The sequence below is a fragment of the Pseudoalteromonas sp. MER144-MNA-CIBAN-0113 genome (assembly GCF_040308965.1).
Classification (GTDB): Bacteria; Pseudomonadota; Gammaproteobacteria; order Enterobacterales; family Alteromonadaceae; genus Pseudoalteromonas; species Pseudoalteromonas tetraodonis.
In genome coordinates this window covers 1-269 of record NZ_JBEOOG010000371.1, presented here as the reverse complement: position 1 = coordinate 269, position 269 = coordinate 1, and the positions used below count along the sequence as shown (strand labels likewise).

Here is a 269-nt window from a genome sequence, read left to right as displayed (position 1 = left end):
ATGCTACAGTCTATCGCCCCTTCATTTAACTTTTCAAGCTCTGCAATTAGTGACGGTACTGATGCTTTAAGACCTGCGACACTTCGCGGTTTGGGCCCCGATCAAACATTGGTTTTAATTAACGGCAAACGTCGTCACCAAGCAAGTATTATTCATATTAATGGCTCTGTTGGGCGTGGTACCGCAGGTACTGACATGAATGCAATTCCAGCCTCTGCAATTAAACGCATTGAAGTATTACGTGATGGCGCTGCTGCTCAGTATGGTTC

Annotated in this window: 1 protein-coding gene; it reads left to right on the top strand. The window is 45.4% G+C overall.

Features of this window, described 5'->3' with window-relative positions; genetic code table 11:
• Positions 1 to 269: TonB-dependent receptor plug domain-containing protein (locus tag AAEY57_RS20095; RefSeq protein WP_350608676.1), on the top strand; the 269-nt coding region annotated here is incomplete at both ends.